26 protein-coding genes and 2 pseudogenes are annotated in these 25,180 nt (G+C 72.8%); 13 read left to right on the top strand and 15 right to left on the bottom strand.

Features of this window, described 5'->3' with window-relative positions; genetic code table 11:
• Nucleotides 1-22 precede the first annotated feature (22 nt).
• A pseudogene (locus ACWEOZ_RS19545) lies at nt 23-613 on the bottom strand (DUF2306 domain-containing protein); the annotation flags it as partial.
• A gap of 89 nt (nt 614-702) precedes the next feature.
• Here ACWEOZ_RS19545 and ACWEOZ_RS19540 point away from each other — a divergent pair.
• The 5 genes and pseudogenes from ACWEOZ_RS19540 to ACWEOZ_RS19520 all read left to right on the top strand — a co-directional run bounded on the left by ACWEOZ_RS19540 (nt 703) and on the right by ACWEOZ_RS19520 (nt 3,716).
• On the top strand, nt 703-1,410 hold the full coding sequence (locus tag ACWEOZ_RS19540) for a TetR/AcrR family transcriptional regulator (RefSeq protein ID WP_451912086.1): 708 nt from the start codon (nt 703-705) through the stop codon (nt 1,408-1,410).
• Nucleotides 1,400-1,872 (top strand): annotated as a pseudogene (locus tag ACWEOZ_RS19535) (hypothetical protein). The gene ACWEOZ_RS19540 and the pseudogene ACWEOZ_RS19535 overlap by 11 nt, the downstream one beginning before the upstream one ends.
• 52 nt (nt 1,873-1,924) lie before the next feature.
• The gene (locus ACWEOZ_RS19530; protein ID WP_451912085.1) at nt 1,925-3,115 is read left to right on the top strand and encodes an MFS transporter; all 1,191 of its coding nucleotides are present in this window, start codon (nt 1,925-1,927) and stop codon (nt 3,113-3,115) included.
• Nucleotides 3,116-3,328: 213 nt separating this feature from the next.
• Nucleotides 3,329-3,496 (top strand): hypothetical protein, encoded by a 168-nt coding sequence (locus tag ACWEOZ_RS19525; RefSeq protein WP_451912084.1) that lies wholly within the window; start codon nt 3,329-3,331, stop codon nt 3,494-3,496.
• Entirely contained in the window at nt 3,435-3,716 is a 282-nt protein-coding gene (locus ACWEOZ_RS19520; protein ID WP_451912083.1) for an LPXTG cell wall anchor domain-containing protein, read from the top strand. Before ACWEOZ_RS19525 ends, ACWEOZ_RS19520 begins: the two co-directional genes overlap by 62 nt.
• A gap of 33 nt (nt 3,717-3,749) precedes the next feature.
• Here the strand turns inward: ACWEOZ_RS19520 and ACWEOZ_RS19515 are convergent, their stop codons facing one another.
• The gene (locus ACWEOZ_RS19515) at nt 3,750-4,796 is read right to left on the bottom strand and encodes a hypothetical protein (RefSeq protein ID WP_451912082.1); all 1,047 of its coding nucleotides are present in this window, start codon (nt 4,794-4,796) and stop codon (nt 3,750-3,752) included.
• Between the two features lie 222 nt (nt 4,797-5,018).
• On the opposite strand from ACWEOZ_RS19515, the gene ACWEOZ_RS19510 reads away from it, so the two are divergent.
• Nucleotides 5,019-5,183 (top strand): hypothetical protein, encoded by a 165-nt coding sequence (locus tag ACWEOZ_RS19510; RefSeq protein WP_451912081.1) that lies wholly within the window; start codon nt 5,019-5,021, stop codon nt 5,181-5,183.
• Complete coding sequence (locus ACWEOZ_RS19505) at nt 5,183-6,718, top strand: glycosyltransferase (RefSeq protein WP_451912080.1); 1,536 nt, start codon at nt 5,183-5,185, stop codon at nt 6,716-6,718. The genes ACWEOZ_RS19510 and ACWEOZ_RS19505 overlap by 1 nt, the downstream gene beginning before the upstream one ends.
• Before the next feature lie 55 nt (nt 6,719-6,773).
• Here ACWEOZ_RS19505 and ACWEOZ_RS19500 read toward each other — a convergent pair whose 3' ends face one another.
• The 4 genes from ACWEOZ_RS19500 to ACWEOZ_RS19485 are packed head-to-tail and all read right to left on the bottom strand — an operon-like array spanning nt 6,774 to nt 9,990.
• Nucleotides 6,774-7,364: a cadmium resistance transporter gene (locus tag ACWEOZ_RS19500; RefSeq protein ID WP_451912079.1), complete on the bottom strand. Its 591-nt coding sequence runs from the start codon at nt 7,362-7,364 to the stop codon at nt 6,774-6,776.
• A 3-nt stretch (nt 7,365-7,367) separates the two neighbouring features.
• Nucleotides 7,368-8,018, bottom strand: coding sequence for a uridine kinase (locus ACWEOZ_RS19495; protein WP_451912078.1), 651 nt, complete (start codon nt 8,016-8,018; stop codon nt 7,368-7,370).
• On the bottom strand, nt 8,015-8,674 hold the full coding sequence (locus ACWEOZ_RS19490; protein ID WP_451912077.1) for a response regulator: 660 nt from the start codon (nt 8,672-8,674) through the stop codon (nt 8,015-8,017). The genes ACWEOZ_RS19495 and ACWEOZ_RS19490 overlap by 4 nt, the downstream gene beginning before the upstream one ends.
• Complete coding sequence (locus ACWEOZ_RS19485) at nt 8,671-9,990, bottom strand: sensor histidine kinase (RefSeq protein ID WP_451912076.1); 1,320 nt, start codon at nt 9,988-9,990, stop codon at nt 8,671-8,673. Before ACWEOZ_RS19485 ends, ACWEOZ_RS19490 begins: the two co-directional genes overlap by 4 nt.
• Nucleotides 9,991-10,187: 197 nt before the next feature.
• Between ACWEOZ_RS19485 and ACWEOZ_RS19480 the strand changes: the two genes are divergently transcribed.
• Genes ACWEOZ_RS19480 through ACWEOZ_RS19470 form a run of 3 tightly spaced genes read left to right on the top strand, consistent with a single transcriptional unit; the run spans nt 10,188 to nt 14,388 of the window.
• Complete coding sequence (locus ACWEOZ_RS19480) at nt 10,188-10,877, top strand: ABC transporter ATP-binding protein (protein ID WP_451912075.1); 690 nt, start codon at nt 10,188-10,190, stop codon at nt 10,875-10,877.
• Nucleotides 10,874-13,246, top strand: coding sequence for an FtsX-like permease family protein (locus ACWEOZ_RS19475; protein WP_451912074.1), 2,373 nt, complete (start codon nt 10,874-10,876; stop codon nt 13,244-13,246). The genes ACWEOZ_RS19480 and ACWEOZ_RS19475 overlap by 4 nt, the downstream gene beginning before the upstream one ends.
• 23 nt (nt 13,247-13,269) lie before the next feature.
• The gene (locus tag ACWEOZ_RS19470; RefSeq protein WP_451912073.1) at nt 13,270-14,388 is read left to right on the top strand and encodes an alpha/beta hydrolase family protein; all 1,119 of its coding nucleotides are present in this window, start codon (nt 13,270-13,272) and stop codon (nt 14,386-14,388) included.
• Between the two features lie 52 nt (nt 14,389-14,440).
• On the opposite strand, the gene ACWEOZ_RS19465 is transcribed toward ACWEOZ_RS19470, so the two are convergent.
• From ACWEOZ_RS19465 to ACWEOZ_RS19455, 3 genes are read right to left on the bottom strand one after another with little or no spacing between them, the layout of a single operon-like run.
• Nucleotides 14,441-15,184, bottom strand: a complete 744-nt coding sequence (locus ACWEOZ_RS19465) for a succinate dehydrogenase/fumarate reductase iron-sulfur subunit (RefSeq protein ID WP_451912072.1) — start codon at nt 15,182-15,184, stop codon at nt 14,441-14,443.
• Nucleotides 15,184-17,112 (bottom strand): fumarate reductase/succinate dehydrogenase flavoprotein subunit, encoded by a 1,929-nt coding sequence (locus tag ACWEOZ_RS19460; protein ID WP_451912071.1) that lies wholly within the window; start codon nt 17,110-17,112, stop codon nt 15,184-15,186. Before ACWEOZ_RS19460 ends, ACWEOZ_RS19465 begins: the two co-directional genes overlap by 1 nt.
• A 2-nt stretch (nt 17,113-17,114) precedes the next feature.
• On the bottom strand, nt 17,115-17,747 hold the full coding sequence (locus ACWEOZ_RS19455) for a succinate dehydrogenase cytochrome b subunit (protein ID WP_451912113.1): 633 nt from the start codon (nt 17,745-17,747) through the stop codon (nt 17,115-17,117).
• 197 nt (nt 17,748-17,944) lie between these two features.
• On the opposite strand from ACWEOZ_RS19455, the gene ACWEOZ_RS19450 reads away from it, so the two are divergent.
• On the top strand, nt 17,945-18,868 hold the full coding sequence (locus ACWEOZ_RS19450; RefSeq protein ID WP_451912112.1) for a LysR family transcriptional regulator: 924 nt from the start codon (nt 17,945-17,947) through the stop codon (nt 18,866-18,868).
• A 17-nt stretch (nt 18,869-18,885) separates the two neighbouring features.
• Here ACWEOZ_RS19450 and ACWEOZ_RS19445 read toward each other — a convergent pair whose 3' ends face one another.
• A complete protein-coding gene (locus ACWEOZ_RS19445) occupies nt 18,886-19,143 on the bottom strand; it encodes a hypothetical protein (protein WP_451912070.1) in 258 nt (85 codons plus the stop codon).
• Between the two features lie 20 nt (nt 19,144-19,163).
• Here ACWEOZ_RS19445 and ACWEOZ_RS19440 point away from each other — a divergent pair, with 20 nt between their 5' ends.
• The gene (locus ACWEOZ_RS19440) at nt 19,164-19,355 is read left to right on the top strand and encodes a hypothetical protein (protein ID WP_451912069.1); all 192 of its coding nucleotides are present in this window, start codon (nt 19,164-19,166) and stop codon (nt 19,353-19,355) included.
• Between the two features lie 13 nt (nt 19,356-19,368).
• Here the strand turns inward: ACWEOZ_RS19440 and ACWEOZ_RS19435 are convergent, their stop codons facing one another.
• The gene (locus tag ACWEOZ_RS19435; protein WP_451912068.1) at nt 19,369-20,139 is read right to left on the bottom strand and encodes an NAD(P)H-binding protein; all 771 of its coding nucleotides are present in this window, start codon (nt 20,137-20,139) and stop codon (nt 19,369-19,371) included.
• A gap of 74 nt (nt 20,140-20,213) precedes the next feature.
• On the opposite strand from ACWEOZ_RS19435, the gene ACWEOZ_RS19430 reads away from it, so the two are divergent.
• Nucleotides 20,214-20,675: a MarR family transcriptional regulator gene (locus ACWEOZ_RS19430; RefSeq protein ID WP_451912067.1), complete on the top strand. Its 462-nt coding sequence runs from the start codon at nt 20,214-20,216 to the stop codon at nt 20,673-20,675.
• Here ACWEOZ_RS19430 and ACWEOZ_RS19425 read toward each other — a convergent pair.
• The 4 genes from ACWEOZ_RS19425 to ACWEOZ_RS19410 are packed head-to-tail and all read right to left on the bottom strand — an operon-like array spanning nt 20,667 to nt 25,178.
• Nucleotides 20,667-21,890: an erythromycin esterase family protein gene (locus ACWEOZ_RS19425; protein ID WP_451912066.1), complete on the bottom strand. Its 1,224-nt coding sequence runs from the start codon at nt 21,888-21,890 to the stop codon at nt 20,667-20,669. The genes ACWEOZ_RS19430 and ACWEOZ_RS19425 overlap by 9 nt on opposite strands.
• Nucleotides 21,887-23,329 (bottom strand): phytoene desaturase family protein, encoded by a 1,443-nt coding sequence (locus ACWEOZ_RS19420; RefSeq protein WP_451912065.1) that lies wholly within the window; start codon nt 23,327-23,329, stop codon nt 21,887-21,889. Before ACWEOZ_RS19420 ends, ACWEOZ_RS19425 begins: the two co-directional genes overlap by 4 nt.
• Nucleotides 23,326-24,420: a glycosyltransferase gene (locus tag ACWEOZ_RS19415; protein ID WP_451912064.1), complete on the bottom strand. Its 1,095-nt coding sequence runs from the start codon at nt 24,418-24,420 to the stop codon at nt 23,326-23,328. The genes ACWEOZ_RS19420 and ACWEOZ_RS19415 overlap by 4 nt, the downstream gene beginning before the upstream one ends.
• Entirely contained in the window at nt 24,417-25,178 is a 762-nt protein-coding gene (locus ACWEOZ_RS19410; RefSeq protein ID WP_451912063.1) for a carotenoid biosynthesis protein, read from the bottom strand. The genes ACWEOZ_RS19415 and ACWEOZ_RS19410 overlap by 4 nt, the downstream gene beginning before the upstream one ends.
• Nucleotides 25,179-25,180: the final 2 nt, after the last annotated feature.

The raw sequence follows: 25,180 nt of genomic DNA, 5'->3' as shown, positions 1-25,180 counted from the left end.
GCGTCCACCCGAGCCAGGCCGCCACGGCGGACACGACCCAGCTGAACAACACCTCGTCACCGTGGAAGGTCGTGTCGAGCTGCGGGGAGAGCGTGATCACGGCGATCGCACCCCAGATCCGGTTGGTGATGATGGAGGCGGTCAGCGCGAAGCTGCGGATCATCCACCGCCGGTGCTCGGCGAAGCGGCGCTGCCGGGCCATCCGCCAGCCGGCCAGGGTGCAACCGAGCCACAGCACGGCCAGCAGCAGGTTGCTCGCCCGGGTCGCCGGCCCGAACGGCGTGAACGCGCCCACCACCAGCGCGGTCACTCCGGCCGGCAGCACCCCGCCGAAGACGTAGAGCCGGCCGAGCCGCCGGTGCCAGACCGGGTGCCGGGCCCGCAGCCAGGGCCAGATCTGCAGGACCGCCGTGGCCAGCGCGACGCTGCCGAACAGCACGTGCGGCACCAGCGTCCAGTAGTGCGCGACGCCGAGAGCCTCCGGCTGGGGGACGCGGGAGCGGTCCGGGTCGAGGCTGAGGTACGGCGGCAGCGAGAAAGCCAGGAACAGCGCCACCACCACCCCCAGCGGAAAGACCCACGGTCGCCGCCACCATCCCCGTTTTGTCGTCATCGCCGTCCCCCTCCGGTTGCGTATGTCGTACGCAGGGAGCGTATGGCATACGCACAAGCTTCGGAAGAGGCGCTCGTAGGATGGCCACCGTGACGACCGAGATCCCGCGTACGCTGCGCGTCCTCTGGGGTGAGCCGGACCGGCCCGGCGGCCGGGGCCTGAGCCGCGACCGGATCGTCGCGGCCGGCATCGCGCTCGCCGACGCCGACGGCATCGCGGCCCTGTCCATGGCCCGCCTGGCCGAGCGGCTCGGCAGCGCGCCGATGTCCCTCTACCGGCACGTGTCCAACAAGGACGAGCTGCTGGCGTTCATGACCGACGCGGCCCCGGGTCCGCCGCCCGAGCTGCCGGCCACCGGCTGGCGGGCGGCCCTGGAGACCTGGGCCCGGGCCCTGCGCGGCGTCTACTACACCCACCCGTGGATCCTGCAGGTCACCGCGGGCCGGCCGCCGCTGGACCCGGGTCAGCTCGCCTGGCTCGACCGCGGTCTGTCCGCCCTGGACGACACCGCCCTCAGCCCGGCCGAGCGGTTCGAGGTGCTGATGACGGTGCTGCACTTCGTCCGCGGCGAGGCCGCGCTCGGCGCCGTCCTGCTCCAGCGCCGGCCGGGCGACCAGGCCGAGTACGGCCGGCTGATCGCCCACTTCGTCACGCCGGACCGGATGCCCGCCCTGGCCGCGGCCTCGGCGGCCGGCATCTTCGCGGCCGGCGACGGCGATCCGGAGTCGTCCTTCACCTTCGGGCTGACCCGCGTCCTCGACGGTATCGACGTCATGGTGACGCGCGGTGGAGGCTGAGCTCGGGCACCTCGCCGAGCTCGGGGCGGCCCGCGCCGCCCTGGACGAGCGTGAGCTCGAGCTGATCGACCGGCGCGCCAGGCCGGGGCCACCTGGAGCCAGGTCGCCGCGGCGCTGGGCCTGACCAGCCGCCAGGCGGCCGAGCAGCGCCGGCAACGGCTGGTCGCGGCCGCGCGGTCGCGGCGCCACGAGCAGGACCTCCGGTACGCCCACAGCATCGTCACCCTGCGCGCGGCGGTCGACGACCTGCACCGCGGCATCGCCACCGACCGCCGCTGGACGACCCGGTTCCCGCGCGCCGCCCTGGTCCGGGCGACCGTGCGGACGGCCCTGGACGCACCACCGGGCGGCCTCTATGCGCTCGCCGCGCAAGCCGACGAGGACCTCGCCGCGGCGCCCCTGCCCGGCCACGTCCGGCTCGCCGCCGCTGCCCTGCACCGGGCGTTGTCAACGGATCGTTGACAACGCCGACAGGCATTGAGTCGGAACGACTCACCTGTTGAGGATGGACGGCATGCGTCGCAACGTCGTGCTCTTCGTGGCGATCTCGCTGCTGTCCGGCTTCGGCAGCACCGTGATGTCCCTGGTGGCGGGCATCTGGATGCTGGACCTGACCGGCTCGGCGAGCCGGGCGGCACTGACCGGCCTCTGCGTCTACGCGCCGGTGCTGGCCGGGCCGTGGCTGGGCGGCCTGCTCGACCGGGTGCCCCGCCGCCCGTTGCTGATCGCCACCAATCTCGTGCTGGCCGCGTCCCTGCTGAGCCTGCTGGCTGTACGCACCCCGGCCGGCAGCTGGCTGATCTACGCCGTCTCCCTCGCGTACGGGATCAGCTACGTCCTGCTCGACGCGGGGGAGTCGGCCCTGCTGCCGGCGGCCCTGCCGGCCGGCACCCTCGGCGAGGTCAACGGCTGGCGGTCCAGCGCCCAGGAAGGCATGAAGCTCGTCGCCCCGCTGGCCGGCGCGGGCCTCTACGCATGGCGCGGCGGCGCGGCCGTCGCCGTCCTCAGCGCGGCGCTGCCGGTGATCGTGGCAGTCCTCTACGCCGCGCTGCGCCTGACCACCACCCCGGCGGCGACCAGCACGAAGGCCCCGTCCGGACGAGGACTGCGCGCCGGCCTCGCCATCCTGGCCGGGCACCCCCTGTTGCGGGTGACCGTCACGCTGGCCGCGGTCTCGATCGCCATGTCCGGCCTCGCCACCGCCGCCCAGTACGAGGTCGTGACGGTCGACCTGGGCCTGGCCGCGACCTTCTTCGGTCTGCTGCTCAGCGCCCAGGGCGCCGGTTCCGTCGTGGGCGGCCTTCTCGTCGGGCGGCTGATCAGCCGCGGGGGTGTGACGGTCGCGGGCGTGGCCGGGACGGCGCTGTTCGCGGTGGGTCTCGGGGCGCGCTGCCTGCCGTGGTGGCCGGCGCTGCTGGTCGGCGGGGTGATCGGCGGCATCGGTCTGCCCTGGACGCTGGTCGCGGCGGTCACGGCCGTGCAGACCCACACCCCGCCCGAGCTGCTGGGACGGGTCGCGGCGACGGCGAACACGCTGATGTTCGGCCCGATCGCCCTGGCCACTCCGCTGGGCGCGGCGGCGGTCCGGTGGGGAGCCCGCCCGGTGCTGCTGGCCGGCGCCACCCTCTGCTTGGCCGCGGCGGTCGTGGCCGTCCGGTCCCGGTCCGGGCAGCAGACCGGGGCAACTGTGCACATTGGCAGGTAACCGGGCCCGACAGCCACCGCCCTCGGCGGCTGCGCCTCCCTCGCTCTCGCCGCCACGGCGTCCGCCGCCCCCGTCGTCGCCGTCAATCCGGGCAACGTCCCGGCGACCGCCGCGACCTACGAACACGAGTGCAGCGCCAACCTGGGCGGCGGGCCGTACCCGGACCGGGACGTCTGGGTCCTCAACCTGCCCGGCAACGCCGGCCAGACGGGCGTGTTCGACACCGATCAGGACGGTGCCGCGGACAAGACCGTGGTCATCGAGGCCGGCGCCGCGGACGACGACGACATCGTCTTCGTGGGCCAACAGCATGGCGTGGGTGGCCATCCCGCTGGCGACCACCCAGCCGGCCACGACAACGACCACCACGCCGCCCGGTGACGTGCCGGCCACGCCGACGGACACCGCCACCGGCGACAGCACGCCGACCCCCACCGTGACCCCGTCGCCCACGCCGGCCGCGGGCACCGGGACCGGCGGCGGTGGCCTGCCCCTGACCGGCGCCGCCGTCAGCAGCATCGCCGCGGTCGGGGTGGCCCTGGTCGGCGGGGGCGCGACCCTGCTGCTGCTGCTGCGCCGCCGCCGCAAGTTCATCGCCTGATCCCCGAACTTCGGGCCCGGCCCGCCCCGACGGTCATCGACCGCCCGGGGCGGGCCGTGGTGTTTCCGGCGGTGGCGTCGTCAACCCGTAGTCGAGAGTTCGCGGCGGATTTCCCTCCGCCTTGAAAACGTTGTAGCCGAAATACGTCGTGCCGATGACGGCCGGGTACCGCGAGCAATAGAAATGCGTGGTCGCGCGCAGGGCCGCGCGTTTAACCGTGACGTCGGCCACTAATCCCGCGGTTTGATCCGGCATCGAGTCGTGCCCGGCCAAGGTCTGGAATCCGTATTCGACGACGATCGGGGATCCCGGCTGGGCGGCCACCGCCCGATCCGCCGCCGACCGTAGCCGCGGCGCGTCGATCAGCTCCTCCGCGCTGCTGCCGGCCCGCGGTACCCGGCCGCCTGGATAGCTGTAGCTGGTCAGCACGTACCCGTCCGCGCCGCTGTCGCGATAGGACGGGATGCGGTACGACCCGTCCCAGCCGTAGAACAGGCCCACGAAGACGGGCACCGGGCCGGCGTGCGGCCGGACCAGGGCGACCAGCTCCTTCGCGTACGCGACCTGGCGGCGCCCGGACAGCTCCGAGTTGACCCCGCCGAGCCGCGCCTGCACCCGCGGGTCGTCCACCGGCATGTTCAGCGCCAGGTAGGCCACCGGCTTGTCCTGGACGTAACTGAGCAGCTCACGGTGCCGGTCGAGCACCTCGGCGGCGTCCTCGGGGCGGAACGCGAACGTCGCCGGGTCGTACGCCTCCACCCGGACGACCGCGCGCATCCGCAACGTTGTCAGCGCCGCGAAGAACTCGTCGAGGCGGGACCGGCCCCAGGTCTCGAGGCCGTAGACGTTCACCGTGTCGATGGCGTGCTCGTCGCGCATCCGCCGCAGATCACCGCTGACGTCGGCGGTCGGTGACCAGGTGGCGCCCTGGATCCAGCCGGCCGGGCCGGGATACGGCGTCAGCGCGGCCGGGGTGCCGGTCGGGCAGGCGCGGGCCGGCCGGTTGCCGTCCGACCCGCACGCCGTGAGCGGCAGCACCGCCAGTGTGAGGGTCAGCACATGGGCCAGCTTAAATGTCATGCCGCCATTTCTCCGGTATGGACACAACGTTTCCGTGGGCCCCACAATACCCGGCTGACCTGCCCCGGCGGCCGGGCCGTCAAATATTGACAGAGTTCATCCGGGTGAAACAATGCGGCACCGCCGCCGGCGTGAAACGCGGGCGAACGAACCGTTTTACCCGCCATTAATATCGCCGGTCCAAGGTGGGTCCCGGCAGCAACTTCCAGGGGAGGAACAATCATGTACGACAACTCGGCGTCATTGGCGCTCACCGGCAGCGGGATCACCATTCTCGGGCAGACCGCGAGCCTGACGGCGGTGACGGTCGGCGGCGCGCTGTTCGTCGGCATCGGCGCGGTCCTGGCGATCGGCGACCGGCTCAAGCGGCGACGGGACGGCTCCTGATGACCAAGTCCCCCCGGCTCTACCTGATCATTCTGGGCTGCTGGTCGGTGCTGCTCGCGGCGCTGCTGGAAACCTCCCTCGACCAGCTCGACGCGGCCACCCGGGCCGGCTGGCCGATCGTCGCGCTGGTCGTGGCCAGCACCGTCTTCATCGCGTACTTCTGGCTCAACGGCACCAAGGACGTCGTCTACACGCTCTACTACCACCTGGTCTCGGCCCGGCGGTCGCGGCCGGTGCCGCGCCGGGCGTCGGCGGCCCAGCCCCGGGTCGTGCTCGTCTACTGCACCTGCAACGACTTCTCCGCCGACAGCCTGCTGCGCAGCATGGGCCAGGACTACGGCAACGTCGACGTGGTCATCCTGGACGACTCGTCCAAGCCGGAATACCTCGCCCAGGTCGACGCCTTCGGCGCCGAGCACGGCGTCCGGGTGGTGCGGCGGGCGGACCGGGCCGGCTTCAAGGCCGGCAATCTCAACAACTACCTGGGTACGGCGGAGTACGACTACTTCGTCATCCTGGACAGCGACGAGATCATCCCGCCCGGCTACATCCGGCGCAGCCTGGACTACTTCGCGGCGTACCCGAACGCGGGCATCGTGCAGGCCAACCACATCGCCACCCGCAACCGCAACGCGTTCATGCGGATGTTCTCGATCGGCGTGGACTCGCACTGGATCGCGTACCAGACGGTCAAGGACCGGCACGGCTTCCTGTCGCTGCTCGGGCACGGCGCGATGGTCAGCCGCGAGTGCTACACCGCGGCCGGTGGCTTCCCGCACGTGGTCGCCGAGGACCTGTGCTTCTCGATCGCCGCCCGGGACGTCGGCTACTACACCGTCTTCGCGCCCGACGTGGTGTGCGAGGAGGAGTATCCGGTCGACTACCTGGCTTTCAAGAAGCGCCACTCGAAGTGGACCCAGGGCAACATGGAGTTCATCAAGCGCTACACCGCGGTGATCCTGCGCTCGCGGATGAGCTGGTTCGAGAAGCTCGACATCGTGCTGTTCACCTACAACCTGCCGCTGACCGCGGTGTTCTCGATCTACGTGGCCATCCACGTGGTGGTGCTGCCGGTGCTGGGCTACCGCATCGAATACCCGTTGTGGATGCTCGCCCCGACGGCGCTGTTCCTGCTGGCGCCGATGCTCAACGACGTGATCTTCCACTTCCGCGCCATGCCGAAGCTGCGCCTGGCCTGGTATCTGCTGCACACGATCCTGCTGTACGGCTCGATGCTGTTCATCAGCTTCCGGGCCTCGGTGACCTCGGCCTTCGGCAAGTCGGTGTTCGTGGTGACCCCCAAGGAGGACCAGCGGATCACCCTGCGCCAGGCGCTGGTGGCGAACCGCGCGGAGATCATCTTCGGGGTGCTGCTGATGGCCGTGTCGATCTACCTGACCGGCAGCGCCCTGCCGGTCCTGCTGATCGCAGTCCCGGCGATCCTCTGCTTCTACCTGGCTCTGAAGCACAACACAGCCACCCCGGTGGCGGAGGGCGCCGAGCCCGAGGCGCGCGAGCCCGTGCCGGCGGCCTGACGGTCCGGTCGCGCGGCGCCGGATCCGATGACGCGTCCGGCGTCGCGGCCGCTGCTCAGAACAGGCGGCTCAGCACGCCCGACTCGACGAGGATCACCAGGCCGATGGTGATGAAGACCAGCGGCACCAGCCAGTGCCCGTGCCGGCGGACCAGGTCGATGATCCGGCGGTGCGAACCGAGCCAGGACGCCGCCGCGCACCACACCGCGATCAGCACCGCGAAGACCAGCACCACCACGACACTGCCGCCGGCGCCCAGCGTGCGGAACATCGGCGTGTAGACCGCGATGTTGTCCGCGCCGTTCGCGATCGTCACGCCGGCCACCGCGAGCGCGTTCCCGGCCGCCACCGGGGAGTCGTCGCCGTCACCGCCGCGGGCCGCGCCGATCAGGCCACGGACGCCGAGCGCGATCGGGACCAGCCCGAGCAGGCCGACCCACTCGTCGGGGACCAGGGCCAGGCCCAGAGCGGCCAGCGCGGAGACCGTCACGAGCACGGTGATGCCGGCGTACTGCCCGGCCCAGATCTGCCAGGGCCGCGGCCGGCCCGCCGCCCGGGCGGCCAGGAACAGCACGGTGAGCACGATGATGTCGTCGACGTTGGTGCCCGCGAAGACACCGATCGCCGCCAGTACGGTCCCCAGCAACCTCTACCTCTGTCCCACGCCCGGCACCGGCCGGTCGATGTCGCTGTTGTCGATCACCAGGTCGGCGCGCTCCCACGGCCGGCACGCGGCGAAGTACAGGCGCTGACCCTGCACGTACCGGGCCATGCTCGGATGGTCCGGGTCCGGGTGGGTGCCGTCGCGCCGGGCCATCCGCCGCGCGGTGACGGCGAACGGCGCGGTCAGGAAGATCGAGAAGTCCCAGTACGCGGCCAGCTCGTCGCGGTGCAGGAACAATCCGTCCACGACGAGTACGGCGTCGGCCGGCCCCTGCACCCACGGCAGATCGAGCACCTCGTCGGTGGCGACGTCGTGCACGGCGCTGCGGTACCGCCGGTCCCCACCCGGCCCGAACGGCGTGAGCACGTCGGAGACCAGCGCCGGACAGTCGTAGGAGTCCAGCCAGAAGCCCTCGGGCGAGGTGCGTCCCCGCCGATGCCGGATGGCCCGTACCTGATGGAAGCCGTCGGCGGACACGTGCACGACCGGCCGCCCCAGCGCGCGCAGCGCGGCGGCGAGCTCCCGGGCGAACGTGGTCTTCCCGACCCCGTCGACGCCGTCCACGGCGACCCGCACGGCGCCGGCCGGCGCCGGGATCCGGGCCGCGACCTCGGCGATCACCTGCCCCCGGGTCACGGATTGACCAGGCCCGTGCGGTACGCGACGACGACGGCCTGGACCCTGTCCCGCAGGCCGAGCTTGGCCAGTATCCGGGCGACGTGGGTCTTCACGGTCGCCTCCGACAGATGCAGCCGGCCGGCCAGCTCGGAGTTGCTCAGCCCGTGCGCCAGCAGGCCGAGCACTTCCAGCTCGCGCGGGGTCAGGACGCCCAGGTCGCGGTGCACCACCGGCACGTCGGCGTCGCGCTGGGCGAAGCGTTCGACCAGCCGCCGGGTGATCGCCGGGGCCAGCATCGCGTCGCCGTCGCGGACCAGCCGTACGGCGTTCACCAGGTGCTCGGGGGTGACGTCCTTGAGCAGGAAGCCGCTGGCTCCGGCGGTCAGCGCCGCGTACACGTAGTGGTCGAGGTCGAAGGTCGTCAGCATGATGACCCGCGGCGCCGCACCGGTGCCGGAGAGAATCTGCCGGGTGGCCGCCAGACCGTCCATCTCGGGCATCCGGATGTCCATCAGCACCACGTCGGGCCGGTGCCGGCGGACCGCCTCGACCGCCTCGGCCCCGTTCCTCGCCTCGGCGACCACCTCGATGCCGTCCGCCGTGAGAATCATCCGGAAGCCGGCACGGACCAGCGCCTGGTCGTCGGCGACCACCACCCGCAGCGCCGTGGTCACGACACCTCCACCGGGATCCGGGCATGGACGCGGTATCCGCCGCTGAGCCGCGGTCCCGCCTGCAGGACCCCACCGTAGACGGCGAGCCGTTCGCGCAGGCCGATCAGCCCCCGCCCGGCCCCGGTGGCGGCCGCGGTACCGGACCGGCCACCGGTGTCGGCCACCTCGACCTGCACGTCGTCGTCGCCGTAGGCGAGCGTCACCCGCACCGAGGCGCCGGCCGCGTGCTTGACGATGTTCGTCAGCGCCTCCTGCACCAGCCGGTAGACCGTGAGCTCGACACCGGACGGCAGCGGCATCCGGTGCCCGCGGCGGGTGAGCTCGATCGGCACGCCGGTGTCCCGCATCCGCTGCACGAGCCCGTCGAGCCCGTCGAGACCCGGCTGCGGCGCCAGGTCCGCCTCGCTCGCCGGCTCCGGGCCCTCGCCCTGCATGGTGAGCAGGCCCATCACGTGGCGCAGCTCGGTCATCGCCGACCGGCCGCTGGCCTCGACCGCCAGCAACGCCTCCTTCGCCTGCTCGGGCGCCGAGTCCATGATCTTGCGGGCGCCGCCGGCCTGGATCACCATCACGCTGACGTTGTGCGTCACCACGTCGTGCAGCTCCCGGGCGATCCGCGCCCGTTCGTGCTCGGTGGCCCGGCGCACCGCCTCGGCCTGCTCGTGCGCCATCACCGCCATCCGCGCCTGCCCCTCGTCGGCGCGGTGTTTCCACCGGCGCAGGCCGTCGGCCGCGACGGCGATGGGCAGCAGGATCAGGTACGGAACCGCACTGTCCGACACCGAGCTGGCGTCCGACTGCAGGGTGTTGTGCAGCACCGCGGCCACGGGCAGGCTCGCCAGCGCGGGCAACCGGTACGGGCTGAACACCGCGGCGGTGTACCCCGCGATGACGCACGCGAAGAACGACAACCGCAACGCCGCCGGATTGTCACTGACCGCCGAGGCCAGGGCCAGCACGACCCACAGCACGCCCAGCGGATACCGGCGCCGGAACACCAGCGGCAGCACCACCAGCAGGAGCAGCAGGGTCGTCCGGCCGGCGGACTGACCGTCGTCGACCGGCAGGAACGGCGGCCACACCGGCTGGCACCGCGGCACCGGACCGGGACCGGGGTACGGGACCGGGCAGTTGACCAGCCCGACCCGGTCCTGGATGCCCTCGTCACCGGCCTGGATCGCCGCGATGCCCAGCGCCAGGGCCAGCAGGACATCGAACACCTGGCCCCGCCGCGACAGCGGCGGCAGCGGGCCGGCCGGCCGGATCAGCGCCCGCGCTCCGGCCCGCAGCCGGCTCAGCAGCGCACGTGCGGTCACCGGTTCATTCTCGTCGCCGTGGCGGCCCCGCGGTATCCGTCCCCGGACGGGTGCGCGCTACCTCGCTCGCCTACATCTCAGGGATGACGCCGCGCCGGGCTCATCCGGATGCGGTACCGAAGATGCCTCCCGCTGTCGATGTGTCCGGTCCGGGCCCGCCCCTAGCGTCAACCGTCCGACGAACCGAGGAGACCATCATGAGTGCGCCCTTGATCGAACTACGGGACGTGACCCGACGCTACGACGACGGTCCCCCGGCGTTGCGGGAGCTGTCCCTGACCGTGCAGCCGGGGGAGTCGGTGGCGATCCTCGGCCCGTCCGGCAGCGGCAAGTCCACGCTGCTCAACCTCATCGCCGGGCTGGACCGCCCGAGCACCGGCACGGTCACGGTGGACGGCGTCGCCGTGGACGAGCTGGGCGAGGCGGCGTCGGCCCGATACCGGCGGGCCCGGATCGGCCTGGTGTTCCAGTTCTTCAACCTGCTCGACGACCTGACCGTCGCCGACAACGTGATGCTGCCGGCCCAGCTCGCCGGCATGGCCCGGACCACCGCGCAGCGCCGGGCCACCGAACTGCTGACCGTGCTCGGCGTCGACCGGCACGCGGCCGCGTATCCGGGCCGGCTGTCCGGCGGGGAACGGCAGCGGGTCGCCGTGGCCCGCGCGCTGATGAACCGGCCGGCGTTGCTGCTGGCCGACGAGCCGACCGGGGCCCTGGACACCGCCGCCGGCCGGGAGGTCCAGCGGCTGCTCACCGAGCTGCACGCCGACGGTCAGACGATCGTCCTGGTCACGCACGACCTGGCGCTGGCCGAGAACTGCGCGACCCGTACGGTGCAGCTCCGCGACGGCCGGGTGGCCGCGGACACGACGGCGACCGTCCGATGAGCACGCTGGCACGGGTGGTCCGGGCCGGCGCGGGCCGCCACCGGGTCCAGACCGTGGTGATCACCATGGTCGTGCTGATCGCGGTGACCTCGGCCGTGCTCGGCGGCTCCCTGCTGGTCGCCTCCCGGGCGCCGTTCGATCGGGCCTTCGGCCAGCAGCGGGGCGCGCACCTGACCGCCCAGTTCGACCCGGCGAAGACGACCGTGGCGCAGCTGACGGCGTCCGCGGGGGCCGCCGGGATCGACGCCGCGGCCGGGCCGTTCCCCACCACCCAGCTCAGCGCGCGGGGGCCGGGCGGCCACCCGCGGCCACCGATGACCGTCGTCGGCCGGTCCGCCGCGGACGGCCCGGTCGACCGGGTCACCCTGACCGCGGGCCGGTGGGCCACGGCCCCGGGCGAGCTGGTGCTGGCCGAGGACAGCCGCTTCCGCGGACCACCGATCCCGATCGGTACGGTGTGGACGGTCGCCGACCCGCCCGGCAGCCCCGACGTGACCGTGGTCGGCATCGCCCGCTCGGTCAGCCGCACCGCCGACGCCTGGGCCACCCCCGGGCAGGTCACCGCCTGGACCGGCGACCGTGGCGCGGCCGGCTACCAGATGCTCTACCGCCTCACTGCCGCCGGCACCGCGGCGCAGGTCGACGCGGCCCGTACGGCGGTCGCCGCCACCGTGCCCGCCGGTGCCCTCACCGGAGCTGTGTCCTGGCTGGCCACCCGGCAAGACGCGGTCGGCCGGGCCGCGCTGCTGGTGCCGTTCCTGATCGCGTTCGGGGTGCTGGGCGTGGTGATGGCGGTGCTGATCATCGGCAACGTGATCGCCGGGGCGGTCAGCACCGGCACCCGCCGGATCGGCATCCTCAAGGCGCTGGGCTTCACCCCGGCCCAGGTCGTCCGGGCGTACGTCGGTCAGGCGCTGATCCCCGCCGCGGCCGGCGCCGTGCTCGGTGTCGTCGCCGGCAACCTGCTGACCCTTCCGGTCCTGGCCGAGACCAACCGGCTGTACGGCACCTCCGACAACGGGGTGGCGCTGTGGGTCGACGCGGTGGTGGCCGGCGGCGCGCTCGTCGTGGTGACGCTGACCGCCTGGGCCGCCGCCGCGCGGGCCGGCCGGTTGCGCAGCGTCGACGCGCTCGCGGTCGGCCGTACGCCCCGGCCCGGGCGCGGTCAGTGGGCGGCCCGGCTGGCCGGCCGGTTCCCGGTGCCCCGGCCGATGAGCCTGGGTCTCGCCCATCCCTTCGCCCGGCCGCTGCGGTCGGCCGGCATCGTCGCCGCGATCGCGTTCGGCGCCGCCGCCGTGACGTTCGCTGTGGGTCTCGGTACGTCGCTGAGCCTGATCCAGGAGGCCGAGGACCTCGCCGACGTGCGGATCGAGCCCCGGATGGAGGCGACGGGACCGAGACCGGGCGGCCCGGGCCCGCAGCCGATGCCGGACGGACCGGGGCCGCTGACCGACTCGGCCGGGGTCGTCGCGGCGATCACCGCGCAGGCCGGTACCGGCGGCTACGTGGGTCAGGCCCGGACCGAGGTGACCGTCGCCGGGATCACCGGTCCGCTCACCACCGTCGCTCTGACCGGCACCGACGGCGCCCGCTACTACCGGATGGTCGCCGGGAACTGGTTGACCGGACCGGGTCAGATCGTGGTGTCCACCCCGTTCCTGACCGCTGCCGGCAAGAAGGTCGGCGACACCGTCGTGCTCACCGATCACGGCACCGACGTCACCGCCCGGATCGTCGGCGAGGCCTTCAACACCGACGACCGGGGCATGCAGATCCTCACCGACCTCGCGACCCTGCGCGGTGCCGAGCCCGGCCTGTCACCGGAGACCTTCCTCGTCTCCGTACGGCCCGGGACCGACATCGGGGCGTACGCCTCCACCCTGGATACGGCGCTGCGGTCGCTCGGCGCGGAGGCCCGTCCCGTCGAGCACGAGACCGACGAGCTCGTACTGATCATCGACGCGCTGACCGCCCTGCTCAGCCTCCTGCTGGTGGTCGTGGCCGGCCTGGGCGTGCTGAACGTCGTCGTGCTGGACACCCGCGAGCGCGTACACGACCTGGGCGTGCACAAGGCCCTCGGAATGACGCCGCGGCAGACGACCACGATGGTCATCTCCTCGGTGCTGGTCACCGGGGTCATCGGCGGCGTGATCGGCGCGGCGGTCGGGGTCGCGTTGCAGCGTGCGGTCCTCAGCGCCATGGGCGGTACCGCCGGCTTCACCCTGCCCGCGGCCATCGTGGACGTCTACGGCTCCACCGAGCTGCTGCTGTTCGGCCTCGGCGGGCTGGTCATCGCGGTCGGCGGCGCGCTCCTCCCGGCCGGCTGGGCCGCCGGCACCCGCACGGTCACCGCACTGCGCACCGAATGACTCCCTCGTGGAAAGGGGCCGACATGAAACTGGCCTGCGTTGCCCTCGTACTCACCACCGGACTGCTGGTCCCGGCGCCGGCCCGGGCCGCGGACGTCCCGCAGCTGGTCCGGCCGACCGGCCACCATCCGGTCGGCACCACCGCGATCCACCTGACCGACACGTCCCGCCCGGACCCCTGGGTGCCCGGCTCGGCCGCGCGCGAGCTCATGGTCAGCATCTGGTATCCGGCAGCCGCGCCGGGCGGGCGCCGGGCCGAATACATGTCACCGCGGGAGTCCGAGCTCTACCTGGCCGGCAAACGGATCACCGACCTGCCGGCGGACACCCTGAGCCGGGTCCGCACCTATGCGTCCGTCGATGCCCGTCCCGCGGGCCGGGCCCACACCCTGCCCCTGGTGGTGCTCTCGCCCGGCTACACCCAGCCCCGCGGCACGCTGACCGGACTGGCCGAGGACCTGGCCAGTCACGGCTACGTCGTGGTGGGGATCGACCACACCCATGAGACGTACGCGGTCACCTTTCCCGGCGGCCGGATCGCCACCTGCGCCGCCTGCGAGCTCACCGAGGACGACGCGTTCTTCCGCAAGCTGTACGCGGGCCGGGCCGCCGACGTCTCGTTCGTGCTCGACCGGCTGACCGGGCCGAGGCCGGCCTGGCGGGGCAGCGCGCTGATCGACGCCTCCCGGATCGCGATGTCGGGTCACTCGGCCGGCGGGGCGAGCGCGATCGCGGCGATGGCCGGTGACGCCCGCATCGACGCGGGGATCGACATGGACGGTACGACGCGCGGCATCGTCCCGTCCGCCGGGCTGTCCCGGCCGTTCCTGTTCCTGGGCACGCAGGCCGAGCACTCACCGGGCGGCCGGGACGTCTCGTGGGACGACGACTGGAAGCGGCTGACCGGCTGGCGGCGCTGGATCGTGGTGGCCGGCACCGTGCACGGGTCCTTCACCGACCTGACGCTGCTGGCCGACCAGCTCGGCATCGACCTGGGGGCGACCACCACCGGTGCCCGTTCGCTGGAGCTCACCCGCCGGTACAACCGGGCGTTCTTCGACCGGCACCTGCGCCACCGGCCGCAGCCGCTGCTGGACCGGGCTTCGCCGCGCTACCCGGAGGTGGTCATCACCGCGCGCTGACACAGAGCTGGGCACGGTCATCGACCGTGCCCAACTCCGTTTCCGTGCTGCGTTACTTCTTACCGAGGGCCTTGCGGTAGTCGTTGTTGAGGCGGCCGATCAGCGTCAGCGGGATCCCCTTCGGACAGACCGTGGTGCATTCGCCCATGTTGGTGCAGCCGCCGAAGCCCGCGTCGTCCTGAGCCTGGAGCATGTCGACCACGCGGGTGTCGCGTTCCGGCTGGCCCTGGGGGAGCAGGTTGAGGTGGGCCACCTTGGCCGCGGTGAACAGCATCGAGGAGCCGTTCGGGCAGGCGGCCACGCAGGCGCCGCAGCCGATGCAGGTGGCCGCTTCGAAGGCCGCGTCCGCGTCCGGCTTGGGGACCGGGGTCGCGTGGGCGTCCGGGGCCGTGCCGGTCGGGGCCGTGATGTAGCCGCCGGCCTGGATGATCGAGTCGAAGGCGCTGCGGTCGACGACCAGGTCCTTGATGACCGGGAACGGTGCCGCCCGCCACGGCTCGACGTCGATCGTGTCGCCGTCCTTGAAGTGCCGCATGTGGAGCTGGCAGGCGGTGGTGGCCCGCTCCGGGCCGTGCGCCACGCCGTCGATCATGACGCCGCAGGAGCCGCAGATGCCCTCGCGGCAGTCGTGGTCGAACGCCACCGGGTCGTCACCGTCGAGGATGAGCTTCTCGTTGAGGACGTCGAGCATCTCCAGGAAGCTCGCGTCGGGGGAGATGTCCTTGACGTCGTAGCTGACCATGCGGCCCTTGTCCTGCGGACCTTGCTGACGCCACACGCGTACCTGGATGTCCATTACTTGTAGCTCCGGGTGCTGGGGTGAACGTATTCGAAGTCGAGCTGTTCCTTGTGCAGCACGGGCGTCTCGCCGAACTCCCAGGCCGCGACGTAGCTGTACTCGTCGTCGTGGCGCAACGCCTCACCGTCGGGGGTCTGGCTCTCGGCGCGGAAGTGACCGCCGGCCGACTCCGCGCGGTGCAGCGCGTCGATGCACATCAGCTCGCCCAGCTCGAAGAAGTCGGCGACCCGGCCGGCCTTCTCCAGGTTCTGGTTGAGCTGCTCGCCGGTGCCGGGCACCTTGACCCGCTGCCAGAACTCCTCGCGCAGGCCCCGGATGAGGCCGATGGCCTTGGTCAGGCCCTCCTCGGTGCGCTCCATGCCGCAGTACTCCCACATGATGCGGCCGAGCTCGCGGTGGAAGGAGTCGACGGTGCGGTCGCCGTTGACGGCCAGCAGCCGGGCCAGACGGTCCTCGACCTGGCCGCGGGCGGCGACGACCTCCGGGTGCGACTCGTCGATCTTGTCGAACGGGCCGGACGCGAGGTAGTTGTTCAGCGTGTTCGGCAGCACGAAGTAGCCGTCGGCCAGGCCCTGCATCAGCGCGGAGGCGCCGAGCCGGTTGGCGCCGTGGTCGGAGAAGTTGGCCTCACCGATCACGAACAGGCCCGGGATGGTCGACTGCAGGTCGTAGTCGACCCAGAGCCCGCCCATCGTGTAGTGCACGGCCGGGTAGATCCGCATCGGGACCTCGTACGGGTCCTCGCCGGTGATCCGCTGGTACATCTCGAAGAGGTTGCCGTACTTGGCCTCGACGGCCGGCCGGCCCAGCCGCTCGATCGCGTCCGCGAAGTCGAGGTAGACGCCGAGCCCGCCCGGGCCGACGCCGCGGCCCTCGTCGCAGACGTTCTTCGCCGCGCGGGAGGCGATGTCGCGGGGGACCAGGTTGCCGAACGAGGGGTAGATCCGCTCCAGGTAGTAGTCGCGGTCCTCCTCCGGGATGTCGCCCGGGGCGCGCTTGTCGTCGCCGCGCTTGGGCACCCAGACCCGGCCGTCGTTGCGCAGCGACTCCGACATCAGCGTCAGCTTCGACTGGTGGGAGCCGGACTCGGGGATGCACGTCGGGTGGATCTGCGTGTAGCAGGGGTTCGCGAACAGCGCGCCCTTGCGGTGCGCCCGCCACGAGGCGGTGACGTTGCAGCCCTTGGCGTTGGTGGAGAGGAAGAAGACGTTGCCGTAGCCGCCGGAGGCCAGCACGACCGCGTCGGCCAGGTCGGTGGTGATCTCGCCGGTGACCAGGTCACGGACGACCACCCCGCGGGCCTTGCCGTCGACGACGACCAGTTCCAGCATCTCGTGCCGGGCGAACATCTCGATGTTGCCCAGCCCGATCTGCCGTTCCATCGCCTGGTACGCGCCCAGCAGCAGCTGCTGACCCGTCTGCCCCCGTGCGTAGAAGGTGCGCGACACCTGGGTGCCGCCGAAGGACCGGTTGTCGAGCAGGCCGCCGTACTCGCGGGCGAACGGCACGCCCTGGGCCACGCACTGGTCGATGATGTTCACGCTGACCTCGGCCAGCCGGTACACGTTGGACTCGCGGGCGCGGAAGTCGCCGCCTTTGACCGTGTCGTAGAACAGCCGGTAGACCGAGTCGCCGTCGTTGCGGTAGTTCTTGGCGGCGTTGATGCCACCCTGCGCGGCGATCGAGTGCGCGCGTCGCGGGCTGTCCTGGTAGCAGTACGAGCGCACCTTGTAGCCGGCCTCGGCCAGCGTCGCCGCGGCCGAGCCGCCGGCCAGGCCGGTGCCGACCACGATGACGGACAGCTTGCGGCGGTTGGCCGGGTTGACCAGCTTGGCGGAGAACTTGCGGCGCTCCCAGCGGGTCTCGATCGGCCCGTCCGGAGCGGCCCGGTCGGCGATGTCCTCGCCCTCGGTCCAGAGATTCATGGTCAGTCCACCAATCCGGTGAGCACGGCGAACGGCACCGACAGGTAGCCGACCACCAGGACGACGGAGAGCAGCAGCGCGGCGCCGCGGGCGATGCGCTCGCCGCGGGCGGTGCGCTGGCCCAGCGTGCGGACCGCGCTGAACAGGCCGTGCCGCAGGTGGAAGCCCACGGCCACGATGGACAGCGTGTAGAACAGCGTCACGTACCAGCGGTCGGGCGCGAAGTCGGCGGCGACGTTCGCGTACGGCTGACCCGGCTTGCCGTTCGGGTTGAGCGTGCCGGTGGTCAGGTCGAGGATGTGGTAGATCACGAACAGCAGGATGATCACGCCGCCCCAGCGCATCGTCCGGGCCGCGTAGCTGCCCTGGACCTTGGGCCGGTGCACGTAGCGCACGGGCCGGGCCTTGCGGGCGCGGCGGGCCAGGACGGTGGCCGCCACGATGTGCGCGACGACCGCGAAGGTCAGCACGGAACGCTGGATCCACAGGTACCAGTCCTGGGGCAGCAGGGGCGTGCCGATGGTCCGCAGCCAGTGCGCGTAGTGGTCGAAGGTCTCGGCGCCGAAGAAGATCTTCAGGTTGCCGATCATGTGGGCGTACAGGAAGCCCACCAGGAGCAGCCCGGTCACTGCCATGAGGATCTTCAACGCCAGCGAGGAGCGCGCGCCCCGGCGCGGCTTGAGCGCCGGCTTCCGGGCCGGCGTCTTGCGGGCCGGCTCGGCCGTCGCCCGGGGAGTTGGAGTGCTGATGTCTACCGCCACCCCCTGAACGCTAGGAAGCCGCGGGCGATTCGTCTAATGCATGATCGTCGGGGTCGTCATAGACGTAAGCTATCAAGGTGCAGTTACAACAGCTCCGATACTTCGTAGCAGTAGCAGAAACCCGGCATTTCACCCAAGCGGCTGACTCGCTGAGCGTCTCCCAGCCAACTTTAAGTAAGCAGATTCACACCCTCGAAGAGACGCTCGGCGCGCCGCTCTTCGAACGCGTCCGGGGCGCGGTCGCCCTCACCGCCGCCGGCGAAACCCTGCTGCCGCTGGCCCGCCGGATGGTCGCCGACGCGGACGCCGCCCGCGACGCCGTGCAGGAGATCGTCGGGCTGCGCCGCGGCCGGGTCCGGGTCGGCGCCACCCCCAGCCTGTGCTCGTCGCTGGTCCCCACCGTGCTGCGCCGGTTCCGCACCGAGCACCCGGACATCGAGCTGCACGTCAACGAGGGCAGCTCGCAGGACCTGATCACCGACCTGCTGGCCCGGGACCTCGACCTGGCGCTGATCGTCCACCCGGAGCAGGGCGTCGACCCCGCCCTGCACGCCGCCCCGGTGCTGCGCGAGAGCCTGGTCGTCGCCTCGGTCGCCGCCGGACCGCCGCCGACGGCCAACCGGCAGCTCGCCCTCACCGAGCTGCGCGACACCCCGCTGGTGATGTTCCGGCCCGGCTACGATCTGCGCGACGTCACCCTGGAGGCGTGCCGGGGGGCGGGTTTCACCCCGCGCTTCGCGGTCGAGGGCGGCGAGATGGACGCGGTGCTCGCCTTCGTGGAGGCCGGCCTCGGGGTGGCGCTGGTGCCGAGCATGGTGCTGGTCAACCGGCCGCTGCTGCGGGCCACCCCGCTGGCGCCGCCGGGGATGCGCCGCACGATCGCGCTCGCGCACCGGCGCCGGGCGGTGCTCCCGCACGCGGCGGAGGCGCTGCGCGCGACCCTGCTGGACCACATCGCGACGGGCGAGCTGCCTTTCGGCGTGCAACCGCTCTAGCCGCCGGCCTGGGGGAGCTATCCCGCTGTGGTGGCTGCTTTGGCCGGCTCGACGGCCGACTTGAAGTCGGGGCCGGCCCCGATCTGAGCGAGCAGCACATTGGCCGCGTTGTAGCAGTTGAAGCTTTCGATTCCGTCCCGGAGATACCGGAGATCCGCCGTCGGCACGTCGATACGGTTACCGGTCGGACGGATCTCGCCGGCCGGAGTCGGGAATGCCTTCCGCCAGCCGGTATGCCTCGCGGACGACCTCTTCGCTGCTTTCCATTTCTGCACCTCGAGCCTGGTGACGATGCGTGTCCGACCAGGCTGAAGCGCTCGGGCACGACGACGCCTCGCCGCTGGAACGCATCCGGGGGCACATGCTCCGGATGGCGATCGAGTTCAGCAGCAGTGATCGGCGGGTCTCGCTCACCACGTGTGCGCTGGTCGAATCAACCGGTGAGGAGGATCCGCTTTCGACGGCCGGCCCGCCGATGCGGGAATGACGGCAAACTCCGGTCAGCGGAACTGCTCGGCGTGGTCGGTGGCCCACTCGGCGAACGTCCGGGCCGGGCGGCCGAGCACGTCGGCCACCGTCGTCGACGACGGGCCCGGGGTGCGCGCATAGTCGGCCAGCGAGCCCAGCAGACGGTCGGGAATCTCGGCCGGCAGGCCGGCGGCGAGCATGCCCTGGCGCGCCTGCTCCGGCGTGATCTCCGCGAAGCTCAGCTCCCGGCCGGTGGCCCGGCCGATCGCGTCGACCTTGGCCGCCTGGGTGAGTGGTTGCGGCCCGGTGAGCAGGTACGTCCGCCCGGCGTGCTCCGGCTCCAGCAGCGCCCGTACGGCCACCGCGGCCACGTCCCGCTCATCCACCGTCGAGGTCACCGCCGCCGCATGGGCCCCGCGTACGACCTCGCCCCGCCGCAGTTGCGGCGCCCAGGCCAGCGCGTTGGCGGCGAGGTCGGTGCACCGCAGGATCGTCCACTCCAGACGCGAGCGTTGCGCCGCCTGCTCCGCCGCGGTGAACTCCGCGATGAAGCGGGGGTCGCCGACCGGGTGGGCCACCGTGGCCGCCGACAGCACGACGACCCGCTTGGCGCCGCGCTCGGCAGCCCGGGTGAGCAGCTCCGGCGTGGCCGCCCGAGGGCTGTAGAGCACGGCCTCGACGTGCGCGATCGTCTCCAGGGGCGTGGTACGGGCCGGGTCCCGGGACAGTCCCGCGGCCCGGTCGCCCAGCAGCCGCATCGCTTCGCGGCCCACGTTTCCGGTCGCTCCGGTGATCAGCATCATGGCGGGCTCCTCAAGGCGCTTCGACAGCCGTACGATATGAATCTCATAGTAAAGTATTTTGGAGTTCATACAATATGGCGGACGTAACATCTCGTCGGCGGCTGGTGGCCGGGGTCAAGGAGTCGCTGCGGCTGGCCCGCAACCAGCTGTCGGTGTTCAGCCGGCAGGTCGGCACCCGGCTCGAGCTCAAGGACGCCGACCTGGACTGTCTGGACCTGATCGACCGGGCCGGCCCGCTGAGCCCGACCGCCCTGGCCCGGCTCACCGGCGTGCACCCGGCCACCCTCACCGGCATCCTCGACCGGCTGGAACGCGGCGGCTGGATCGCCCGGGAGCGCGCCGAGAACGACCGTCGCGCGGTGCAGATCCGTTCCCTGCGCGACCGCCAGGGCGAGCTCTACGGGATGCTCGCCGGGATGAACCGCTCGATCGAGGAGATCTGCGCCGGCTACTCGGACGCGGAACTGGCCGTGGTGGCCGACTTCCTGCGCCGCACCACCGAGGCGGGCGAGACCGCCGTCCGGGACCTACCGTGACGCGGTGCTGATCTCCGGCAGGCTCACGACGAGGTCGTAGGCGTCCAGCACCGGAGTGTCCAGGAAGGTCTCCGACAGGCGGATCTTCTCCGGCCCGCTCATCCGGTCCCGCGCCGCCCGCAGATCCACCAGCGCCGGCCCGGCCGACGGCGGGAACGCGGCCTCCACACTGTCCGCGGGCGCCGGCGGCAGCTCCTCGCTGGTCACCGCGACACCGCCCGGTGCGTCCGGGTCGGCGCGGCGCGCGGAGGTCCGGCCCGTCTGCGCGGTCACCGCCATCGCCACGTACTGCCCACCGAGGCGGTCGGCGAGATGGTGACCCATGGCGGACAGCGCGAACGTGGGAGTGCGTACCGGGGTGCGCTGGATGTGCGTGTTGTGCGCGGCCAGCACGATCTTCGTGTCCGGGCCCAGCAGGTGGAAGACGGTCTCGGCCATACCCCGGTCTCTGGCGGCCACCTTGGGATGGGCGAAGTCCGCCCTGAAGCTGCGCAACCCCTGGTCCAGCAGGCACGCCAGCCGCAGCTCGTGCCGGGCCGTCCGGTACGCCCCGGCACCGGCGGTCGCCGTGTAGTCCACGGCCAGGGCGTCGAAGCGGGTCGCCAGGTCGGCCAGCAGTGCGGTGGCCCGGTCCCGGTCCACCCCGTCGATCGCCGCATAGGCCCGGTACGCCAGCAGAGTGTGCTCGCCGGCGTAGGCCCGGGCGTACTCGGCGATCCGGTCGACCAGCGGCAGCGCGTCCGCGTCGACCTTGCCCAGGTAACGCCGCAGGCTGTCGAGGGCCGGCAGGGGAGAGGCGGTCGAACCGGGGACGTCCACCCCGCTGAACCGCAGCGGCAGCGGCGACGACCGCATCCAGCGGAGCAGGTCCCGCATCTCCGGGCACCGGCCCATCCGGTACGTGATCCCGTGCTCGGCCAGCTCGTCGAGGTCACCCGCCCCGCCCCGCACCCAGTCGTCCACGGCCAGGCCCTCGCTGAAGCCGGACTCCATCGCGAAGACCGTGAAGCCGCATCGCTCGGCCAGGAACCGCAGCAGCCGATGCCGCCACAGGGAGAACTCGCGGACGTGGTGGGCGCTCTCGCCGATGGCGACCACCCGCGCGTCCCGCAGGATCTCCACCAGCGGTTCCAGGTCGTCCAGCGGCGCGAGCGGATCGGTGGTGCCGAACGGGATCGCCCGCTCCGCGACGAAGGCACTGAAGGCAGCTGTCACGCCGGTCCGATCTCGTCCGCGACGATCTTGGCCGACAGGGTCACCATGGGCAGTCCGCCGCCCGGATGGGTGGAGCCGCCGACCAGGAACAGCCCGGCCAGCGGGCCACGGTTCGCCGGGCGGGTCAGGCCGCCCGCCGTACCGTAGATCGCGCCGCCCGGCGCGGCCGTGGCGTCCGCCAGATCCGCCGGGGTGCGGGTCTCGGTGAACAGCAGGCGGTCCCGCACGTCCAGCCCGCGGGCGGCCAGCACGTCCAGGATGTGCCGCCCGTAGGCGTCGGCCAGGCCGGGCCGCCGCCAGTCGACCGCCCCGGCCGACGTGCCGTGCCGGGGTGCGTTGACCAGCACGAACCAGGCCTCCGTGCCGGGCGGGCTCACCATGGGATCCGCGGCCCGGGTCACGAAGACGGTCGGGTCCGAGGGCGGCCGGGCGCGTTCGCCGGTGCCGGGAGAGCCGAAGACGGCGTCGAACTCGGCGTCGTAGTCGCGGGGGAAGAACACCGTGTGGTGCGCCAGCTCGGGTGTCTGCCCGCGGACGCCGAGCAGCAGGACGAAGCCCGCCAGGCTGCGAGCGGCCAGCCCACCGAGGCGGGACGGCGCCGGCAGCAGGTCGCGGTACACCGACAAGGCGTCCACATTGGCCACCACCACGTCGGCCGGGACCTCCGCGCCGGAGCGCAGCCGTACGCCGGTGGCCCGGCCCGCGGTCGAGCAGATCCGCTCGACCGGCGAGGACGTCACGACCCGCACCCCCAGCGCGCGGCAGCGGTCGAGCAGCGCCGTGGCCAGCACCCCCAGCCCGCCGTCGAGATACCAGCCGCCGAAGGCCAGCTCCGCGTACGGGATCGCGGCCAGCGCCGCCGGGGCCCGGCGCGGATCGGCGCCGGTGTAGGTCGCATAGCGGTCCAGCATCATGCGCAGCCGCGGGTCCCGCAGATAGTGCCGGCCCAGCGACCGCAGCGAGCGCCCGGGCGCGATGGCCGCCAGGTCAGCGACCCGCCAGGACAGCGCGGCCAGCGACGCCGGGGTGACCTCGCGCTGCAGCACCGAGCGCCAGGAGGCCCGCCAGATCCGCTCGGCGCGCACCCAGAACCGCGCCCAGTCCGCGCCGGCCGCGGCCCCGAAGGCGGCCTCGATGCGCTCGCGGAACACCTGCGGGTCGGACGAGGAGTCCAGCACCGAGCCGTCGGGGAAGTGGTGGCGCACCACCGGGTCCAGCGCCACCGGGGACAGCTCCAGGCCCAGGTCGGCGAAGACCTGCGGCAGCGTGAGCAGGCTGGGGCCGGTGTCGAAGCGGAAGCCGTCGCGCTCGTACCGGCCGAGCTTGCCGCCGACCTCGGCCGCCCGCTCGTGCACGGTCACCCGGTGCCCGGCAGCGGCCAGCCGCGCGGCGGCGGCCAGGCCACCCACCCCAGCCCCGATGACCACGACGTTGCTCATACGGGCCGTCCTCGCCAGGAAAGCGCTCCACGCCGCCGCAGCGCGTACGAGCGCACCACCAGAGCGGCGAAAAGCAGGATCGAGACCGGCTGGGCCAGGGCGTCGGGCCAGGCCCGGCCGCCGGTCGCCCGGGCCGCGACCACCCGGCCGGCAACCCCGAGCAGGTACGCCCCCAGCGCCCACCCGGCCGGCCCCACCGCCCCGGCGGCCAGCAGAACGACGGCGGCCACCGGCGGCACGACGTAGAGCAGCACCAGCAGCCCGACCACCGCGGCCGCCCCGGCCGGCGAACCGAAGGACGCCCACATCGACTTGCTGTAGCCGTCACGCAGCTCCCGCCACGAGGTGTACATCAGGCACTCCGCCAGCGCCGAGCCGTCGGCGAGGGCGATCCGGCCGCCGGCCCGTTTGACCGCCCGGGCCAGCCCGATGTCCTCCAGCACGTCGTCCCGTACCGCCGCGTGCCCGCCGGCCCGCTCGTAGCCGGCCCGGTCCAGCACCAGCCACTGGCCACCGGCCGCCGCCAGCGACGGCCGCGGCGAGCGTTCCATCGCCCGCAGCGGCAGGAAGGTCAGCCACGACCACTGCAGCAGCGGCTGCACGAGCCGCCCGGACCCGACGATCCGCGGGTACGGCGACAGCAGCTCCACCCCGGCCGAGCGCAGCAGCTCCACCCCGCCGGCGATCGCCCCGGGGGCCAGCACCACGTCGGCGTCCACAAGAACCAGTACGTCCACGTCGCCGGCCGCGGATGCGAGTTGCGCGCACGCGTGCGGCTTGCCGAGCCAGCCGGCCGGCAGGGGCGCGCCGGTCAGCAGCCGTACCTTGTCGCCGGCGACCGCCCGCACCACCTCGGCCGTGCCGTCGGTCGAGCCGTCGTCGAGCACGAGGATCTCCAGGTGGGGCACGCCGGACTGGCCCAGCAGCGCCTGCAGGCACGGCGTCACGCGGTCCGCCTCGTCGCGCAGCGGCAGCAGCACGGCGACCCGTTGGGTGGTCGTCGCCCCGGTCCGCGGGCGGCGCAGCAACGCCGCGTTGACGATCGTGTGGGCGGTCAGCGCGACGAGCGGGAGCAACACCGCCCACCTCATGCGGGCACCGGCTGCCGGACCCGCCGTACGGCCAGCGGCAGCACGATCGCGCCCATCAGCACGCCGCCCCACAGCGCCGAGGCCGGCAGGCCGAGGAAGACGGCGTGGGCGAGCACGGAGGAAGCGTACGTCCACCACCAGAGCGCGAGCATCGGTGTGTCCCCGGGCCGGGCCACGGCGGCGCGCGGCCCCGCGGCGGCGGCCAGCCCGGCCATCAGCAGCACCGCGAAGCCCAGCCAGCCCAGGTAGTTGCCGATCGGGATGCCGGGCACACCGGGCAGCGCGGGCGTGGGGGAGTCCCAGGTCCAGTAGCCCTCGGCGACCATCTGCGGGTCGAGGAACAGGTCCCAGGCCGCGAGCCCGGCCGCGGCCAGCGCGATCCGCGCCGGCGTGGACCGGGCCAGCCGCAGCGCGGCCAGCCAGGCCGGCCAGGCCATCCAGGTCCAGGCCAGCGGGATGATCAGCGGTACGCCGAGCAGCTTGGGACCGAGCTGGCCGGAGTAGTCGTAGGTGCCGAACGGGAACCCGGTCGCCACCCCGACCGCCTCGACGGCGAAGCCGCCCAGGGTCGCGGTCGCGATGAGCGCGGCGGCCGTCCGGACGCCCCGGGTCAGCAGCGCGTGCGAGACCGACAGCAGATAGCCGAGCACGACGGTCAGCACGGTCAGGCCGGCGCGCAGGCCGCCACCGGTCAGCGGATAGCAGATCTGGGTCAGGATCAGGGCGCCCAGCAGCACCCACGGTGTTGCCCGCTTCACTG

The sequence above is a fragment of the Actinoplanes sp. NPDC004185 genome, assembly GCF_053603475.1.
The sequence above is the reverse complement of the archived record's forward strand: the minus strand, read 5'-3'. Positions and strand labels throughout refer to the sequence as shown.

What these genes read in the sequence shown, in the direction of transcription:
- ACWEOZ_RS19530 (WP_451912085.1), top strand. Translation starts at nt 1,925, where the DNA reads ATGCGTCGCAACGTCGTGCTCTTCGTGGCGATCTCGCTGCTGTCCGGC.
- ACWEOZ_RS19515 (WP_451912082.1), bottom strand. Translation starts at nt 4,796, where the DNA reads ATGACATTTAAGCTGGCCCATGTGCTGACCCTCACACTGGCGGTGCTG.
- ACWEOZ_RS19510 (WP_451912081.1), top strand. Translation starts at nt 5,019, where the DNA reads ATGTACGACAACTCGGCGTCATTGGCGCTCACCGGCAGCGGGATCACC.
- ACWEOZ_RS19505 (WP_451912080.1), top strand. Translation starts at nt 5,183, where the DNA reads ATGACCAAGTCCCCCCGGCTCTACCTGATCATTCTGGGCTGCTGGTCG.
- ACWEOZ_RS19480 (WP_451912075.1), top strand. Translation starts at nt 10,188, where the DNA reads ATGAGTGCGCCCTTGATCGAACTACGGGACGTGACCCGACGCTACGAC.
- ACWEOZ_RS19475 (WP_451912074.1), top strand. Translation starts at nt 10,874, where the DNA reads ATGAGCACGCTGGCACGGGTGGTCCGGGCCGGCGCGGGCCGCCACCGG.
- ACWEOZ_RS19470 (WP_451912073.1), top strand. Translation starts at nt 13,270, where the DNA reads ATGAAACTGGCCTGCGTTGCCCTCGTACTCACCACCGGACTGCTGGTC.
- ACWEOZ_RS19465 (WP_451912072.1), bottom strand. Translation starts at nt 15,184, where the DNA reads ATGGACATCCAGGTACGCGTGTGGCGTCAGCAAGGTCCGCAGGACAAG.
- ACWEOZ_RS19460 (WP_451912071.1), bottom strand. Translation starts at nt 17,112, where the DNA reads ATGAATCTCTGGACCGAGGGCGAGGACATCGCCGACCGGGCCGCTCCG.
- ACWEOZ_RS19455 (WP_451912113.1), bottom strand. Translation starts at nt 17,747, where the DNA reads ATGGCAGTGACCGGGCTGCTCCTGGTGGGCTTCCTGTACGCCCACATG.
- ACWEOZ_RS19435 (WP_451912068.1), bottom strand. Translation starts at nt 20,139, where the DNA reads ATGATGCTGATCACCGGAGCGACCGGAAACGTGGGCCGCGAAGCGATG.
- ACWEOZ_RS19430 (WP_451912067.1), top strand. Translation starts at nt 20,214, where the DNA reads ATGGCGGACGTAACATCTCGTCGGCGGCTGGTGGCCGGGGTCAAGGAG.
- ACWEOZ_RS19420 (WP_451912065.1), bottom strand. Translation starts at nt 23,329, where the DNA reads ATGAGCAACGTCGTGGTCATCGGGGCTGGGGTGGGTGGCCTGGCCGCC.
- ACWEOZ_RS19415 (WP_451912064.1), bottom strand. Translation starts at nt 24,420, where the DNA reads ATGAGGTGGGCGGTGTTGCTCCCGCTCGTCGCGCTGACCGCCCACACG.